The 16,173-nt window shown below is 39.2% G+C and carries 12 protein-coding genes and 1 riboswitch; of the genes, 5 read left to right on the top strand and 7 right to left on the bottom strand.

What is annotated here, in order from left to right; translation table 11 throughout:
* Positions 1–35: 35 nt before the first annotated feature.
* Both HXT47_RS04295 and HXT47_RS04290 read left to right on the top strand, forming a co-directional pair.
* On the top strand, positions 36–1,403 hold the full coding sequence (locus HXT47_RS04295; protein ID WP_421788894.1) for a replication-associated recombination protein A: 1,368 nt from the start codon (positions 36–38) through the stop codon (positions 1,401–1,403).
* 135 nt (positions 1,404–1,538) lie between these two features.
* Positions 1,539–3,251: a PASTA domain-containing protein gene (locus HXT47_RS04290; protein ID WP_421788892.1), complete on the top strand. Its 1,713-nt coding sequence runs from the start codon at positions 1,539–1,541 to the stop codon at positions 3,249–3,251.
* 188 nt (positions 3,252–3,439) lie between these two features.
* Here HXT47_RS04290 and HXT47_RS04285 read toward each other — a convergent pair whose 3' ends face one another.
* The 5 genes from HXT47_RS04285 to HXT47_RS04265 form a co-directional block, all read right to left on the bottom strand.
* A complete protein-coding gene (locus HXT47_RS04285) occupies positions 3,440–4,567 on the bottom strand; it encodes a hypothetical protein (RefSeq protein ID WP_116442734.1) in 1,128 nt (375 codons plus the stop codon).
* Between the two features lie 74 nt (positions 4,568–4,641).
* Positions 4,642–5,139, bottom strand: a complete 498-nt coding sequence (locus HXT47_RS04280; protein WP_116442733.1) for a hypothetical protein — start codon at positions 5,137–5,139, stop codon at positions 4,642–4,644.
* Between the two features lie 248 nt (positions 5,140–5,387).
* Complete coding sequence (locus HXT47_RS04275; protein WP_012914205.1) at positions 5,388–5,693, bottom strand: YhbY family RNA-binding protein; 306 nt, start codon at positions 5,691–5,693, stop codon at positions 5,388–5,390.
* A 168-nt stretch (positions 5,694–5,861) separates the two neighbouring features.
* The gene (locus HXT47_RS04270; RefSeq protein ID WP_410295851.1) at positions 5,862–8,186 is read right to left on the bottom strand and encodes an energy-coupling factor transporter ATPase; all 2,325 of its coding nucleotides are present in this window, start codon (positions 8,184–8,186) and stop codon (positions 5,862–5,864) included.
* 47 nt (positions 8,187–8,233) lie between these two features.
* Positions 8,234–8,803: an ECF transporter S component gene (locus HXT47_RS04265; protein ID WP_004574293.1), complete on the bottom strand. Its 570-nt coding sequence runs from the start codon at positions 8,801–8,803 to the stop codon at positions 8,234–8,236.
* A 6-nt stretch (positions 8,804–8,809) separates the two neighbouring features.
* A riboswitch (FMN riboswitch) is annotated at positions 8,810–8,956 on the bottom strand.
* A gap of 72 nt (positions 8,957–9,028) precedes the next feature.
* Between HXT47_RS04265 and HXT47_RS04260 the strand changes: the two genes are divergently transcribed.
* The 3 genes from HXT47_RS04260 (at position 9,029) to HXT47_RS04250 (ending at position 12,211) form a co-directional block, all read left to right on the top strand.
* Positions 9,029–10,063: a glycosyltransferase family 2 protein gene (locus tag HXT47_RS04260; protein ID WP_004106577.1), complete on the top strand. Its 1,035-nt coding sequence runs from the start codon at positions 9,029–9,031 to the stop codon at positions 10,061–10,063.
* Between the two features lie 93 nt (positions 10,064–10,156).
* A complete protein-coding gene (gene ppgK / locus HXT47_RS04255) occupies positions 10,157–10,930 on the top strand; it encodes a polyphosphate--glucose phosphotransferase (protein WP_004108876.1) in 774 nt (257 codons plus the stop codon).
* Between the two features lie 93 nt (positions 10,931–11,023).
* A complete protein-coding gene (locus HXT47_RS04250) occupies positions 11,024–12,211 on the top strand; it encodes a pyridoxal phosphate-dependent aminotransferase (RefSeq protein WP_421788889.1) in 1,188 nt (395 codons plus the stop codon).
* 19 nt (positions 12,212–12,230) lie between these two features.
* Here HXT47_RS04250 and HXT47_RS04245 read toward each other — a convergent pair whose 3' ends face one another.
* Together HXT47_RS04245 and HXT47_RS04240 are read right to left on the bottom strand one after the other, a co-directional pair.
* A complete protein-coding gene (locus tag HXT47_RS04245) occupies positions 12,231–14,447 on the bottom strand; it encodes a beta-carotene 15,15'-monooxygenase (RefSeq protein ID WP_421788887.1) in 2,217 nt (738 codons plus the stop codon).
* A 46-nt stretch (positions 14,448–14,493) separates the two neighbouring features.
* Positions 14,494–16,095 carry an ABC-F family ATP-binding cassette domain-containing protein gene (locus HXT47_RS04240; RefSeq protein ID WP_012914200.1) on the bottom strand — a complete coding sequence of 534 codons (1,602 nt, stop codon included), beginning with the start codon at positions 16,093–16,095 and terminating at the stop codon, positions 14,494–14,496.
* Between the last annotated feature and the right edge of the window lie 78 nt (positions 16,096–16,173).

Raw genomic sequence — 16,173 nt, 5'->3', positions numbered from 1 at the left:
AACGTTTGTTCTATATGTAGTGTAAGCTGGTATTTATGGAGCAGGATTTATTTGCAGCAAGTAGCGTGCCGAGTGATGTGACTCGTCCGTTGGCAGTGCGTATGCGCCCGAGCAGTATTGAAGACGTGCTAGGGCAGTTGCATGCTCTAAAAGAAGGTTCGCCTTTGCGCAGGCTTGCAAATCCGCAATCTAAAGGTTCTCTTACTGCTCCAAGTTCTGTTGTGTTGTTTGGTCCTCCGGGAGTTGGCAAAACTACGCTCGCTTATATTGTTGCTCGTCAGTCTGGTCGCGTGTTTGAAGAACTTTCTGCTGTAACTTCTGGAGTTAAAGACGTTCGAGCTGTGTTAGATCGAGCACATGAGCGTTTAGTTAGTAATGGTCAAGAAACAGTTTTATTTATTGACGAAGTTCACCGTTTTTCTAAATCTCAGCAGGATGCTTTGCTTCCAAGCGTTGAAAATCGCGACGTAACTTTTATTGGAGCTACTACCGAAAACCCAAGCTTTTCAATTATTAAGCCGCTACTTAGTAGATCAGTAGTTGTTAAACTTGAGTCACTTAGCGTTGAAGATTTGCATACTCTTATAGAACGTGCGCTAACTAGCGAAAATGGTCTTAATAATCAGCTTAAAATCGACGATGACGCAATAGATTCTATTATTCGCTTAAGCGGGGGAGACGCTCGCAAAACTCTCACTATTTTAGAGGCGGCTGCAGGAGCAGTAACAGGAGATGTTGCGTTACAGCATGGCAAAAAGAAGCCTGTAATTACTGCTGATATTGTTTCTAACGTAATGGATACTACTACAGTTCGTTACGACAAAGACGGCGACGATCATTACGATGTGATTTCTGCTTTTATTAAGTCGATGCGCGGAAGTGATGTTGACGCTTCTTTGCATTATTTAGCGCGAATGCTTCGAGCTGGTGAAGACCCGCGTTTTATTGCAAGGCGAATTATGATTGCTGCTGCCGAAGAAGTTGGTATGGCAGCTCCGCAAATTTTGCAAGTAACTGTTGCAGCAGCTCAAGCAGTTGCTTTAATCGGCATGCCAGAAGCGCGTATTATTCTTTCGGAAGCTGTGATTGCTGTAGCAACTGCTCCTAAATCAAATGCAAGCTATAATGCTATAAATCAGGCTCTCAAAGACGTTGATGCTGGAAATATTGGTCAAGTTCCTCTTCATTTGCGTAACGCTCCAACTGCTTTGATGAAAAGTTGGGGAAACCATGACGGGTACAAGTATGCTCACGATTATCCGGGTGCTGTAGCATCCCAACAGTACATGCCAGATGAGCTGGTTGGTTGCGAATACTATCAGCCGTCGAATCGCGGCTACGAGCACGAGATTTCGCAACGTTTATCTCAAATCCGTGCCATTCTTCACGAATCTAACAAATAAATAAGTGCTGTGTTTGTTATTGCATCTTTGTGTTTATCAGACAGTGTAACTAGAATCGTGTGTAGATATTTCACTTAAGAGGGATTTGCTGTGTTAAAAACTCGGTAAGTGTGAGCACAGTTAAGAGAGGGAATTATGGCATTTTGTGAAAATTGTGGAAATAAACTAGAGCAGAATAGTAAGTTTTGTGATTCATGTGGCAATGTTGTTGCAAATTATTCGGATGTTGCGAATGAAAATTATAATGTGCCACCTGTAAAAGAAACTTATACTCAGCCTGGGTATATTGCAAAAAGTAGTAGCGAGAAATCTTTTACTAAATCAAAGCAATTTAAACTACTGATTGCTTCAATTGTTGCTGTAGTACTTGTTATTGCTGCTGCGGTTGCGTTTATGGTATTTTATTTACCTTCACAAAGTAGTCATACTGTTCTTATTCCTAAAGCTAGTGCATTAAAAAGTGCGCCATTGCAAAAAACTGTAGACGATCTACGTAAGCAGGGTGTGAAAGTTATTATTGTTAAAGAGTTTTCTTCTGTTAAACGTGGTGGTTTTGTTCGTTTTACTAATGTTCGTCCTGGTCAACGTGTGCAAAGTTCATCGCATGTTACTGTTATAGAATCTAAAGGTCCTGGAATTCCTAAAAAGGGTGTAGTAGGTCAGCCTCTCGAAAAAGCTAAGAAAATAGCTGAATCTATGGGCGTTCCTGTTGAAACATACAATATTATTTCTACTAATACTGGAAAAGTTATTGCAACTGACCCTATGCCAGGCTTCCCAGTTTCGAGCGGAAGTAGTGATGATGGTGTGATTCGTATTGCTGTTGGAGTTAAAGACAAAGGTATTCCTGCTGACTTGTTCGGCATGGATAAAGACGAAGCAGTAAATAAGTTGCGAGATTTAGGATTGAAAGATGTTTCATTGCACCCGCATTTCTCGTCAGAAAAGAATCTTGGTAGGATTATTTCTTCTAAGCCTGCTTTAGGTACAAAGTTTTCAGGTGGGCATGTTGACTTGTACTACGGTGTTGACGCTTCTGAAACCAAAAATGTGATGACAAAAGAAAGCGATAGCGACGATAAGTCACTCTGGGCAACGAATACCAATCCTGTAATTGGCACTTGGTGTACTAATGATGGTGACTGTATAGATTTTCAGCCATATTATTATCCGCAAAAACATCCAATGTTTACATTTTTGCGGTTACCAAATGACCCTGTATATCCTGAAGACTCTCATTTCTATGAGTATCTAACTTTGGGTAATGGCGCTCATGATCCTGGTGGGGTAATTTTTTATAAGGATAATAATAAAAACAAAGACAGTCAGATGAAGAATCATTTGATTGTTGGAGACACTGGCGCTTTTGAACTTTATCGTGGAATGGGATTGCCATATTGTGGTGAAACAGCTAATGACAATATTGGCAATATGTGTGTTAATGGTAAGTGGGTTGACGCGTTTGAACCTCCTGAAGACATTAAACAATATGGAAGTCCTGATAAAATTCCTGGCTATTGGAAAGACTCTTCGTTTAGAATGCGCGACTTCTTCCTTGTAGTTCCAGTTCATGCAAATCTTAATAAGATTGAATCTTCTGGCTATTTTGAAGGAAAAGGCAATAAAAAGCCAGATACTACAAGACCGTTTATTTTACGCAGAAATCCGAAACTGTATTCTAAAACAACTGTTGATGCTGAGCCTTACAAAGGTGCAATAGAAGATAACCCGTTCGTGCCAACAGTTAAGCACAAGGCTGTTCCGTTTAAGCCTGCTCCAGACGATAGTGTTGCATACTACTTGGTTGAAAAGCCTTTCGACTGGAGTAAGCTTCCTGAACGTGACTAAACTGCATTACATGCATCAAGCGAAGTGATATTCATTTAAAAATGAAATTTATTCGCGCAAATAAAATGCTCCATGATTGCAAAACTACTGAGACAGTTCAACACTCATGGAGCATTTAATCTATGTAATTATGTGTATTTACATACTTCATAGGAACAGAAAGTTTTGCGATGATATATTAATGTATATTACGGAATAATATGCATAGCATCAAAAGCTTCCGGAGTTCCTGAAAGATCTTCATCCCAACAACAATATCTAGAATCTTTAATAGCTATGGTAAATTTATCCCCAGTTTTTGCGTATTTTGAAAAATAAGCATCTAATTTAGAATTATCTTCTTCAGAATTTCCTTGAAGTATTAAACCTCTTGCTACAGAGGAACCTGGAGCTGAAAAACCACTTTCTGTTCCATGAAAATTAGTAACAATAAGAAGACGTTTAGTGAAAATAAATTCATTTTCACTAGATATTGTACCGTCGAAAACCTGATAACCTTTTTCTCGCCATTTCAGCACTTCTGCTTCATGCTGACGCTCTTTAGAAGTTAATTTAGTTATATTAATTAACTTATTAATTTCGCTAAGATCATCAGATTCCAAATAATTTGGCGCAGTTACTTTACCTAACTCATTACTACCTTTAGTTAGATTTGTGTCGATAGGATATTCAACTAAATAAGTTTTTTTAACAAAATCATTATTTTGCAGTTTATATATTGTTTTTTTCCATGGGAAATGAGGATCTTCCGACCAGTTATGGATCTCAGAATAACCGCCATCTGGTACTTTATTTTCAAGGAAAACAATACCATCATGATTTTTGTCAAAAAACATAGTTCCAAAATTAGTGCCATAACTAAGTATGGTTGAGGGAATGACTAACTTTTTCCCATCATATGAAAATAACCGAGCTGATATTGGTCGATCATTTTCACAAGTCTCACCATTTTGTGCTGGCGAACAATTTGGATCTACAACTTTCGCAGCAGTTACAATCAACTCAGGAATTTTGTCATTGTTAACATCCCAAAGCGAATAATAATATTTATCTGCATCACCAAATTTATACTTGCCGTTGAGATTAGTTAGTACGTCTTTATAAGCGCGGCCAGCTTGAGAAAGAATGTCATCTGCATTGCGAGTATGCGGTTTTGTGATAGTGCTTATGGCACTACTGGCAACATGTTGCAGTGAAAAACCGCTATTTTGTGCAGTGTCGACAACAAAGCAAACATACACAACCCATGTTGTAAGCCAGCATATAAGTACAACAGTCGATACGCAATAATACAGAAAATCACTATTCTTTTTCATACCCAGCATCTCTACTTTCGCAAAGTTGCAATTGTTTAATCGTATTTTGGCAAAACCTACGTTTTATGTGTAACTCATTCACCGTAATTGGAAGAAACGTCTTTCATTAAACCTGCCATGAGTGAGCCGTTGTCTATTTTGGAAAGATTATTAGCATTTCCAACAATCATAACGTCACCAGCAGTAGTTGGGAAAATCATTACAGAACATGGGTCGCTAACAATAAAAATATGATTGTCGTCATTCATGTCGAATGGGTTGCCGTTTTTATAAAGAATATTTTCTAATTTTTTATGATTTGCGTCAGAAGAAGGAAACTCATCAAGTACGCATGATGCGGCTTGTTGAAAATTGTCACCAGTTCCAACTTTTATAATCGCATTATCTCCTCCGAGAGCGTAGCTGCGTTTTATTGGTAAATGGCACTTTTCGCTAATAGCGTTAAGATCTGGTTTTATATTAAGTAAGTGACGCAATCCGCTAAAAGAAGGATTGTGCTGAACGCAATAGCACAAACCAGCTAATATAGCGACAACAACAAATCCCCAAAAATAACTTTTAGCTTTACTCATAATAAACCTCCATCTCAGGCATGATACAAAATAAGCATCACTGACTCAGTTTTCGAATCAATCAATCTCTCTTAAGCGAAATTCTTACATGCAATTCTAGCTACATGAGTTGATAAAAAACATGCAAAAATTATGCTGCATCTTTGGTTTGATTACGTAATTTATATAGCTTCTCATAAGCAAAATGGACCTCTCAAATTAGAGAAGCCCATTCGTATACGATTTAAACGGCGTGTTAATCTAAATCATTATTCACGCACAAGCATAATGTGGTCAACGCTGTCTAGCGGAGAGACGCGGAACAACACAAAACGATTGCCAATTACTTGCACGACTTCGGCGCCGAGCTTTTGAGCAAGTGCATCAGCAGCTTCTTTAGCGCTTAATCCGGAACCATCTTGCACAGAGCACTTCATGAGCTCGTGGTACTGCATGGTTTCGTCTGCTTGCTTCACAGCTGCATCAGTAATATCGTTCTTGCCAACGTATAAAAGTGGGCTAAGCGTATTAGCGAGCGCGCGAAGCTGCTTAATCTGCTTTTTTGTCAATGCCATAAGGCGTCCTTTCAAATGCAAGTTTTATAACGCAAATATTACATAAATTACATAGTGCTTAACGGATTATACAGTATATTGCGAATTGTTGTATGTGATAATGCAAATTTATTTATTCCGTATTTATTGCGCTTGCTGCAAAAGGTGAAATATTTTCAAAATTTTTTATTACAAAGGTAGCATTTTGCACACAATAATCGCGCTTACAACACCAAGAGTAACTACTGATAGCAGCACATCTTTTATACGCATTTTCCATGAGTGCAAGTGAGTTCTTTCAGCTCCAGGCGTGTAACAGCGTGCATCTAATGCGAGCGCAAGAGTGTCAGCATGGCGAATTACTCCTGCAAAACCTGGCACTATTAAAGCTGTTATAGCGTGTACTCGTTGCTTAAAAGAACCATCTCGAATGCTACTTCCGCGAGCGATTTGCGCTAGCGCCACAGAGTGCGCTTCTGCACTAAGTGTTGGCAAGAACCGTAGCGCTAGACTCATAATAAGTGCTATTTCTTGCGTTGGTATTCCAATATGTCGAAGTGGTGATAGTAATCGTGTGCAAGATTCGTTAAGCGTTGTCTGACTCATTGTTAGTACTAGAACTGCTCCAATGATAATAACAAGCGAGAATCGTGTTGCAAAAAGTATTGCGTAATTAATTCCATCAGTTGTAATAGGAATAGTTGCAATATTTGCTAGCACTGTACCAGTTCGCACTGCCAGAATGTTAAGTAATCCGGAGAAAACAAATACCGCAATAATCATGTGCAGTGAAGCAATAAGCTTAACAAATGGTATTTTTGCAGCAACAGTTAGAGTAAATGTTACAAAAGCAAGAATAGCTAACTGTATGTAGTTAGTAATACTAAAAGCACTTAGCATAAGAATAAAGCATGATAGCAGCGTCGCGCGTGGGTCAAAAGATTGAAGTAGCGAAGTTGTTTTTGCTTTTGCGGAACTTTCTTTGTTTTTGGTATTTTCAATATTTTTTGCTGTGCTGCATTCTTTATTGCTTGCTTTATTCCTTGTTTTCAATGTTACTAATCTTGCGCCTAAATCTTCTACTTCTTGAAGATTATGCGTAATAAGTATTATGGTTACGCCTTGATTGTGTAGCATTCCAAGAATTTCTCGAATACGTAACGCAGCTTCAAAATCTAATCCAGCTGTTGGCTCATCCAGTACGAGCACGCGTGGCTTGCAAGCTAAAACGCCAGCTATTGCAACAAGACGCTGCTGACCTCCAGAAAGCGCAAAAGGTGATTTTTCAGCCAAATTCTCAAGGCTCAATAAGCGTAGGGTTTCATCCACACGTTCTTTAAGAGCATTGCCTTTCAGCCCAAAATTTTTTGGCCCATACGAAACATCGTTCCGTACTGTATCAGCAAAAAGCTGTTGTTCTGGCAGTTGCATAACGTAGCCAATTGTTTGATGTAGCTTTTGTCGTATTATTTTAGATGTTTTACCTCTAACAGATATACCATGCACTGTTATGTTTCCTGAATTGGCTTTTAACAATCCACACATTGTTTTAACAAGAGTTGATTTACCGCAGCCGTTTTCGCCCATTATTGCAACTGTTTCGCCACTTTTAACAGTGAGTGAATAATCGTCAATAACAGCTGGAGAAGTTTTATCATATTTAACAGTTAGTCCGGAAATTTCTACAGCGATATCTGACTCATTTTCTTTGAATCTGCTATCTGTTAAGTTTTTGTTCTTGCTGATTTTAGTTAAATGATTATTAGCCAACTCAATATTAGAAAGGTAAGTTTTTAAACCATTAAAGCTTACTTCTTTCAGAATGCCATTTTCTAGTAGAAGTATGCGATTTGCTCGTTTGCATTCCTCAAAATTGTGTGTAATTTGAACAATAGTAGTGCCATTTTTATGCAAATTATCGAATAAAGCATCAACGTCTTTGCGTGCGAACGAGTCGAGCATAGAAGTAGGTTCGTCAAGAACAAGCAGTTTAGAATTCATAGCAATAGCGCTTGCTAAAGCTACTCGTTGCTGCTGTCCGCCGCTCATAGTGCTAGGGTCAGCGTAACGCTTATCTTCCATGTGAACAGTTTTTAAAGCTTCACTGATACGCTTATACATTGTTTTTCGAGGGAATTGCAAATTTTCTAGTCCGAAAGCAACATCTTCTTCAGTAATTGTTGTAATAATCTGGTCTTCAGGACTTTGGAAAAGTGCACCAATATATTTTCGTGCTTTTTTATATGATTCAGCACAAGCAGTAGTATTTTCAAAAACTTTTTCACCGCATAATGTAACGTAACCGCTATCTGGTGCCGTTAAACCTGCAATAATTTTTGCCAAGGTTGACTTACCAGAACCGTTTAATCCCACAATTGCCACGCGCTCGCCAGCATTAATTGTAAGACTTAAATTATTAAGCGTCCAAGTTTTTCCATCATCGTAGCTAAAGCAAACATTTCGCAACACTACTTGCGCATTGTTTTCAATCATGTGCTTTTTAGCTTCGTTCATGCTACTACTTGTGCTGATATTATGCATAATTATGCCGCTTAGAATTATTATTTATTTTCGTGTAGTAGGTTGGAAATTGGTTTGTAAATAAGCATAGTTACTACAACGTGAAGTGCAAGTTTAATAATATTAAACGGTAGCAGTGCTGGAATAATAAGAGCCACAACCTGTGAAACAGTCATGTGAGCATAAAGTGGCGTAATAACAAGATTTCCAGCTATTGCAAGAGCAATAGCAATAATTGATCCTGCCAAAAGTCCGATTATTGCGCCTTTTCTGGTATGCATTTTTTTGTAAATCAATGCCGCTGTGACGCTAGCTCCTAAAGATACTAGCACTGCCATAACTGTGCCTAGTGGATTGGTAAATAAGTGCGGTGCGAAACCTAGTATGCTTACTATTGCTGCAGCTGCAGGACCATATGCGAATCCTGCAACTAGGCATACTATTCCTGAAGGATCATATTTTAAATACGACAAGTCTGGAATAAGTGGAAATTCTATGAAACTTACAGCCATTGAAAGTGCCACGAATAGAGCGTATTTTGCTATTTTTTCGCTAGACCAGTTAGAGTTCTTTGCATAAGTTTGGTGATTATTTGTATTAGAAATGCCCATGATGGGTCTCCGTTTCTTTCATCCGGACTGTAACCGTTGGCTTCGGAATTTAACCGAATCAGCAGCTTGTAAGCCGCTCGCGGGCTTCAAAAACGCATGAAATACGTATTTTGTTACCGCCAGTAAGGATTTTCACCTTCCCTGAAACTAACTATTCTTTTGTATCTCATGCTAAGAACATTGTTGTGATAATTGTGTGGCGAGGGTAGGTGCGAGAATACAAGTATGAGCAATACGAGTGCATCAAAAAAAATTACTACTAATAACGCAACTAGCATTGATAAATTAGCTATTGTTGTTGTCACTTATAAGCGTCAAGAGCTTTTGGAGAATTTATTCCATTCGTTTGAATGTTTAAAAGAATGCCCTTGGCGTATTGTCGTTGTTGACAATGAGTGCAGTGACAAAACCGGCGAAATGGTTGCTCGTCTTGAAGCTTCTTTAACTAATCGTTGGGGTAAAGCTCAAAAAGATTGTGAAGGCAATGAACTTCATGTTGTGTATGCTCCTCAAGATGAAAATCTTGGTGGTGCTGGCGGTTTTAGTGCTGGTGTTAAAAAAGCTTATGAACTTGGAGCTAAGTGGTTCTGGGTTATGGATGACGATGTTGAAACAGTGCCTGAATCTATTGAGCGTCTTGCTCCTTGGACTAAGCGTCATGCTGTTGTTCAAGGAAGTCGTTTAGATTATGACGGTGGTAAATTCTACTGGCAGTACGATTTTTTGGTTCCGCTTGGTATTCCAAATCCTATTGCGCCTGCTGCTTTCGGCAGAGCTGGATACAAAGTTATGAATACGATGTGTTTTGAGGGCGGTTTGATTCGTCGAGATATAGTTGAAAAAATCGGCTTCCCGGATTCGCGCTACTTTATTTACTGGGATGATACTACTTACGGGTATCTTGCGAGTAAGGTTACGAATCCTATTGTTGTTCCGGATATTATTCTTCGTCGCACTCGTGATATTCCTAATTGGGATATTGCAGGAGTGCGTCAGCTAAATTCAACATCGGACATGAATCGTTATCATATTATGCGAAATAGAGGCTTTATGGCTCGCTACTTTATGGTTCATGGCGATTTTCGTCCGTTTATGTTTGCGCTTGGAACTGCTTTAACAGCTGCTAAAGAGCTTATTCGTTTGATAGCTGTCGATCGTGAGCATATTATTTCGGGTATTGGTAAATTGTTTACCGGTTGGATTGATTCTCGAAAAATTTTGCACGATCAAGACTGGAAACCTATGCCTTCGTTGAAGTAGAAGTTAGTAAACAGTAAGCGTGTCGTATCAAATATACGATAGAATACTGGTAATTGTCCATACAGCACACATTCAGAGGGGAGTGTTAGTGAAATGATTGACACTGCACAAGCATTTGGCGTCGATATTGGTGGATCCGGTATTAAGGCTGCTCCAGTAAATTTGGAAAAGGGAGAGTTCGCAGAACCTCGATACAAAATTCTCACTCCTGCGGTTTCTACGCCTCAAGCAGTTGCAGATATTGTTCGTCAGCAGCTTGAACATTTTGAAGTACCTGCAGATGTTCCTGTTGGAATTGCATTCCCTGCTCCAATTAAGCCTGGTAAGAAGCTCGATTTTATGGCAAATCTTGACCAGTCTTGGATTGGTGTTGATGTTACTGAAGTCTTTAGCGAGGCTTGTGGTCGTCCTGTAACAGTAGTTAACGATGCCGATGCTGCTGGTTTAGCTGAGCAGCGTTTTGGTGCGGCGAAAGACAAGGATGGCTTGGTTATTGCTACTACTCTTGGCACTGGTATCGGCACGGCTTTGATTTACAACGGTGTGCTTATTCCAAACACTGAGCTTGGTCATATTCAGCTTGAAAAAGGTAAGGGCGATGCTGAAAAGTACGCTGCTTCTTCTGTTCGTGAAAAGTTGGATATGGGCTATAAGAAGTGGGCTAAGCGTTTGACTAAGTACTACGGCCTGATGGAAAAGTATTTCAACCCAGATTTGTTTGTTGTCGGTGGCGGTGTTAGCCGCGTAAGCGAAAAGTTCTTGCCGCATATCGATATTAAAACTCCTATTGTTGTTGCAACATTGCATAATGAGGCTGGAATTATTGGTGCAGCTTACTATGCAATGCAAAAGATGCAGCAAAACTAAAAAATAACTAAATATTATTTGTTATCTATTGAGCTGGGTGAGCAGTTTATACTGCAGCCCAGCTTTTGTTATGCCAAGTGTTAGGGTAGTTTCGTGCGATTTTCTTCTAGAGTAGATGTGAGTGAGCCAAATCCTATTATTTTAGCTCAGAGAAAAGCTATTTTTAATGGTGTAAAGCTTACTAAATTAAACGATTCCAATCCAACGTCTCACGGCTTAGCGCCTAAATGTTTAAGTGGACGTTACACGGCAGACCCTAGGGGTCCTAAGGAAATTCGCGATATTCTTTCAAACTTTATCAATAAGCGAGATAACCGCACTGAAAAGTCTGTTCCATCAAAGCTTAATCCAGATCAGCTTTATGTGCTTTCTTCAACTTCTCAAGCTTACGCATGGCTTATGATGCTTTTATGTGATGCAGGGGATGCCGTTATGGGACCAACTCCTGGATATCCTCTTATAGAGTCTATTGCGCGCTTGCAATGTGTGAATGCAATACCGTATCCTTTGCACTATGATGGTTCTTGGACTATTGATATTGCGCGTGCTAGAGAACTTTTAGAAGATGTGTCTTTGCGTATTAAAGCTCTTGTGCTTATTAATCCAAATAATCCTACAGGCTCATATGTCAAGCCTGAAGAACGTGAAATACTATTGCAATTATGTCGTGATAATGGTGTTGCGATTATTGCAGACGAAGTATTTTATGAATATTCGCTTGAACCTTTTGCTGGAAATGCTCGTCTTGCTGGAGAATCTTCTACTTTAGTTTTTGCGCTTGATGGATTCTCCAAAATGCTTGCTGCTCCTCACGCAAAAGTTGGTTGGATTGAAGTTTCAGGTCCTAAAGATGATGTTTATGAAGCACAAAAAAGGCTTGACGTTATAGCGGATGATTTTTTGCCTATTGGTAATACTGTTTCTGAGCGAATACCAGAATTATTGCAATATGCATCTTCTCAAAGCGCTATTGTACGAAATCGTATTATTAATAATCTGCATACGCTTCGAGAAACGTTGGCATCCACGCCTAAATGCTGTGTTAGCGCGTTGCGTGCGGAGGGCGGATGGAATATTTTATTGCGTGTACCATCTTGCATTGACGATGATGTATTAGCTTTGAGATTGATGAAAGATTATAATTTAGTTTCTCAACCTGGATATTATTTCGATATGCCAGTTAATGGGTATTTAGCATTGTCATTATTGCCAGAGCCGCAACAGTTTATTAGCGGATTGCATGCGCTTCTTCGAACTGTAGATGCATTGTTAGAAGAATAGTAATTATATAAATAATTATTTAAAACAATGTCATCCAACTTCTAAACGCGAACCATAAGTTTGGGTTAAAACGAAGCGTGCTGTCTTCACGTCCTGTAACAAACCAACTGAGTACAGCGATAGCAATAGAAGCAAATAGCAATACTGCTACAAGTAAGCGTATTGTGTAAGCAATAGTTTTTTTATGTAAAGAATTTTCTGATTGCAAAGTGGATGCATATTCTAAAAGCAAGCTAATTCCAATTGCGGCAGCTATAGCAAAAGACCACGCAAAATCAGCAATATATCTCCATCCGATACCAGCTTTTAAGCTGTCAAAAACAATAAGAACAAGCCCAACTATTATAGCTATTACGCTTGTTTGCCAAGCAATATGCGTGCGGCAGCGTTTTTTCATAATAAATACGCATATTATGCCAACTAATGCCAATGGTGAAAGTGTAAACATTCCGCCAATCATAGGCTCTGCATATTGCCAACGGTCAAATGCAATAGGCTGAATACCAATCCAAGGAAAAGTTGGAATAAAACGTAAAGGTAGCGCAATATAGCTGAAAATAGACGGCAAAATATTTTGTGACGGCAAACGCATAGTCGTCATGTCAGTAATAGTTATTTGATACTCATTGCCAAAATTTAACGGTGAGCCAAAGCGCAAAAGATTATAAATGCCAAATGGAATTGCAGTAATTACGCATGGCAGTATCCAAGCTGCAAAATATTTAAAAGGCTTATGCCATGAAGAAACTTGTTTCCAGTTGCGCAAAATATTTGGTAAATCTTTTTCTATATGCGAATAAATTGCAGGAAGTGCAAAAAGAACAGCTATAGAAAAAGTAGGTCTACATCCTAAATTTAATGCGATAAAGAAAGAACCTAAAACAATATTTAGCAAAGAGTGTGTTCTATTAAAACCTAAGTAGCACCACAATCCAAGAGATGTGAAGAAAAGTGAGGCTGCCATAGGTACGGAATAAAATGACGTTCTAAACCACAAATACACTGTATTTGAAGTAATGAAGAATAAAGCAAGAACGATGGATGTCGTTCCTAAAGATACTTTTTTTGAAGTCTGCTCAATAATTCGAATAACCAATAGGGAACCTGCGATAAGAAAACCAATTAAGAATATTATCGTAGCTACTGTTGTTGGAAGCATAGAGCCTTCAGGAGTCCATAGTCTTGAAATAATGCGATAAGGCAAAAATAGCAATATTGCTGGAAGAACTCCGAAGTAGGAATACCAGTGACCTTTGTAGTATGCGTAATCCCAATACATATGTTGTACTGAGTGGTTTAACAAATTATTTCTAGCCGTAGGATCGTAAGGATTTTGCAAGTGTTCTAACTCATTAGGAACAGGAAGATTTAAATGCACTTGACCTTTTAACAATGCGTCTGCAGTGTGAGCATATTGATCAAAATCATATGCATAATTACCGTTTGTGTAAAAATGCATAGGAGTTGCGTTTCGTAAATTCCAAAAAATAGTTATTAAACCAACAGCAATAAATGGAAGAAGAGAAGCAGCAAAGCAGCAACGTTGAATAAGACTATGAGTGTTGAGTTTAATTTTCCAAAGCTTGGACCAAGGATTCCAAAGCGTAACAAAAAATGCAAAAATAGCAAGTATTAATACGCGACCCCATGACCACCTAAAAGGCACTCGAACGTTTGCTCTTGAGTCTTCAATATTCAATATTGATCCTATTGGATGCTGCAGCCACACTCTAACAATGCAAGATTTTCCTACTGCTTGTTTTGGAAGTTTAAGCAAAGATGGGTTTAGAGAAGCAGTGTTTGTGCTTTGAGGTTTGCTTAAGTATTTGTTTGCTTCAACTAAAACATTGATGTTTGAAATAAGATTATTATTTTTGCTTTTCTTTTTAATAATCGCAGGCTCTAAGCGAATATAAGGCGAACTTCCATCGGATGTTACTTCTAAATATGCTTCTGAAGGATCCGTTATAAGAATGCCGCCGGAAGCTAAGCGTCTAATTCCAGAACCTATATCGTTGTGTGCAGAAATGCTATCTGTGCTTCCTGTAACACTACTCCAAAATGGCAGATTTCCAATAGAACATTCAAATAAGGTTATAAGAATTATTACGATGAATGGTATTCGCAAAAAATGTAGCGTACGTTTTATGCAATGTTTGTCAATTTGATTGCTTATACGACTGTTGTCACTATTTGCCGTATTTGGCAAAGTCTTAGACGCGTACGTTGAAATCACTGCTTAACCATTCTATTGCACAATTCAAGTAATTCAGTTCAACATTTTACTCTTCGGCAACTAAATCGAGATATTCGTCATTCCACAAGTCTTCGTCGCCATCAGGCATGAGTAGCACTCGCTCAGGTTGTAAGGCTTGAACTGCACCCTCATCGTGTGTAACAAGAACAATTGCTCCCTCATACTTTGCAATAGCTTTAAGTATTTCATCTCGAGATGCTGGGTCTAAGTTGTTAGTAGGTTCGTCTAGTAGTAGCACATTGGCCTTGGAAGTGACTAGTGTTGCAAGTGCTAGACGCGTTTTTTCGCCACCTGAAAGCACTCTTGCAGGCTTCATTGCGTCGTCGCCGGAAAACAGGAAGCTGCCAAGCATAGAACGTGCTTGCGTGTCATCCAGGTTTGGTGCAACATGCTGAAGGTTTTCCAAAACTGTAGAATCCAAGTCTAATGTATCGTGTTCCTGTGCAAAATAACCGATTTTGCATCCGTGTCCGTATTGAACTTCACCAGTATCTGCTGTTTCTTCTCCTGCCAAAATGCGTAATGTTGTTGTTTTTCCAGCACCGTTATAGCCTAGAATGACAACGCGTGAACCTTTGTCTATAGCAAGATTAATTCCAGCGAAAACAATATTAGAACCATACGCTTTGGAAATATCTTTTGCCATAATTGGAGTTTTTCCGCATGCAGCTGGTTCTGGAAAACGAATATCTGCAACTTTTTCTTGTTTTTGAGCTTCACTTGTTTCGCTTAATAGGCGTTCAGCTCTTCGCATCATGTTTTGAGCAGCAACTGCTTTTGTAGCTTTAGCATGCAAGCGAATGCCTTGTTTCATAAGGCGTTCAGCTTTCTTTTCTGCAACTTCTCGTTCGCGACGACGTCTTTCTTCGTCTACTACGCGCTGATGCAAGTATGCTTTCCAACCCATTGAGTACATGTCTATTTTTGCAAGTTGCGCATCTAAATGCCATACTTTGTTGACTACTTCGTCTAGTAATTCTGTGGAGTGAGAAATTACTAGGAATCCGCCTTCAAATCGTTTAAGATAATTGCGCAACCATATTATTGAGTCTGCGTCTAAGTGGTTTGTAGGCTCATCGAGAATTAATGTATCTGCGTCAGAAAACAGAATTCTAGCAAGTTCTATCCGGCGACGTTGACCACCTGAAAGTGTTCCTAAAGCTTGTTGCATAACTTCTTGTGGAAGTCCCAAGCTTGTTGCCATCGATATTGCTTCAGATTGCACTGAATAACCGCCTGCTTTTTCAAAATCTTGCATTGCTTTGTCGTAGCGGTTCATAGCTTTAGTCATTATGTCTGGATCTGGATCTGTCATTTCTTTTTCCGCTTTGCGAATACGCGAAACGATAGAAGCAATATCTCGAGCACTCATAATGCGATCTATAACACTTTGCTCTGGGTCTGCTGCGTGCGTGTCTTGAGGTAAGTAGCCTAAACCTCCACTAACTCTAACCGAGCCTCCTGCTGGCAGCATGTCTCCTGTAATAACGCGAGTAAGCGTAGTTTTGCCTGCGCCGTTTCTGCCGACTAAACCGATCTTATCTCCCTTTGTGACGTGAAAATCGGTAGGATTTAACAGCGTTCGCGCACCAATCTGAATGGTTAAAGCTTGTGCGTCAATAGGCATAATGTCTGTTCCGTTCCCCAAAATTTAGGCTGTTAGTATTTATTACTTATAAAAGTCATAACCAAACTCACCATTATA

The organism is Gardnerella sp. DNF01205 (assembly GCF_049244135.1).
GTDB lineage: Bacteria > Actinomycetota > Actinomycetes > Actinomycetales > Bifidobacteriaceae > Bifidobacterium > Bifidobacterium leopoldii.
Note: the sequence above shows the minus strand (reverse complement) of the source record. Positions and strands in the feature narration are given on the sequence as shown.

Coding starts and splice junctions, on each gene's coding strand:
- HXT47_RS04295 (WP_421788894.1), top strand. CDS start 36: ATGGAGCAGGATTTATTTGCAGCAAGTAGCGTGCCGAGTGATGTGACT.
- HXT47_RS04290 (WP_421788892.1), top strand. CDS start 1,539: ATGGCATTTTGTGAAAATTGTGGAAATAAACTAGAGCAGAATAGTAAG.
- HXT47_RS04285 (WP_116442734.1), bottom strand. CDS start 4,567: ATGAAAAAGAATAGTGATTTTCTGTATTATTGCGTATCGACTGTTGTA.
- HXT47_RS04280 (WP_116442733.1), bottom strand. CDS start 5,139: ATGAGTAAAGCTAAAAGTTATTTTTGGGGATTTGTTGTTGTCGCTATA.
- HXT47_RS04275 (WP_012914205.1), bottom strand. CDS start 5,693: ATGGCATTGACAAAAAAGCAGATTAAGCAGCTTCGCGCGCTCGCTAAT.
- HXT47_RS04270 (WP_410295851.1), bottom strand. CDS start 8,186: ATGAACGAAGCTAAAAAGCACATGATTGAAAACAATGCGCAAGTAGTG.
- HXT47_RS04265 (WP_004574293.1), bottom strand. CDS start 8,803: ATGGGCATTTCTAATACAAATAATCACCAAACTTATGCAAAGAACTCT.
- HXT47_RS04260 (WP_004106577.1), top strand. CDS start 9,029: ATGAGCAATACGAGTGCATCAAAAAAAATTACTACTAATAACGCAACT.
- ppgK (WP_004108876.1), top strand. CDS start 10,157: ATGATTGACACTGCACAAGCATTTGGCGTCGATATTGGTGGATCCGGT.
- HXT47_RS04240 (WP_012914200.1), bottom strand. CDS start 16,095: ATGCCTATTGACGCACAAGCTTTAACCATTCAGATTGGTGCGCGAACG.